This window comes from Myxococcus llanfairpwllgwyngyllgogerychwyrndrobwllllantysiliogogogochensis (assembly GCF_006636215.1).
Taxonomy (GTDB): domain Bacteria; phylum Myxococcota; class Myxococcia; order Myxococcales; family Myxococcaceae; genus Myxococcus; species Myxococcus llanfairpwllgwyngyllgogerychwyrndrobwllllantysiliogogogochensis.
The window spans coordinates 1-397 of the sequence record NZ_VIFM01000951.1 but is presented as its reverse complement, the minus strand read 5'-3'; the positions used below and the strand labels follow the sequence as shown (position 1 = coordinate 397).

At 73.6% G+C, this 397-nt stretch carries 1 protein-coding gene; it reads right to left on the bottom strand.

Translation table 11 applies throughout. The features are described from left to right. Positions 1 to 170: 170 nt before the first annotated feature. Positions 171 to 397 (bottom strand): aldose epimerase family protein (locus FJV41_RS51405; protein ID WP_497812692.1); only part of this gene is annotated, 227 nt, incomplete at its 5' end.

The following is a 397-nucleotide window of genomic DNA, read 5'->3' as shown; positions in this document are numbered from 1 at the left end:
GTCCAGCACGGCCGCCGCCGAGGGCATGGCCGAGGGCGAGCCCTCGCAGCTCGACGCGGTCAAGGCCGCGCTCCTGGCGCTCGGCGAGACCTGGCGCCCGAAACCCTCCGCTCCGGCGGTGGCCGCCGTCCCGGTGATGTGGGAGGACCTGGTTCTCGCGGCGTGACGGCTCACGCCACCGAGAACCGGAACGTGGTGGCCGCCCGAAAGACCTCCCCCGGACGCAGGGTCGCGGACGGGAAGTCCGGCTGGTTCGGGGCGTCCGGAAAGCCCTGCGTCTCGAAGCAGACGCCGTCCCCGGAGCGGTAGATCCGGCCGGAGGGGCCGATCAGCGTGCCGTCCAGGTTGTTGCCGGTGTAGAGCTGCAGGGCCGGCTGCGTGGTCGCCACGTCGAGCC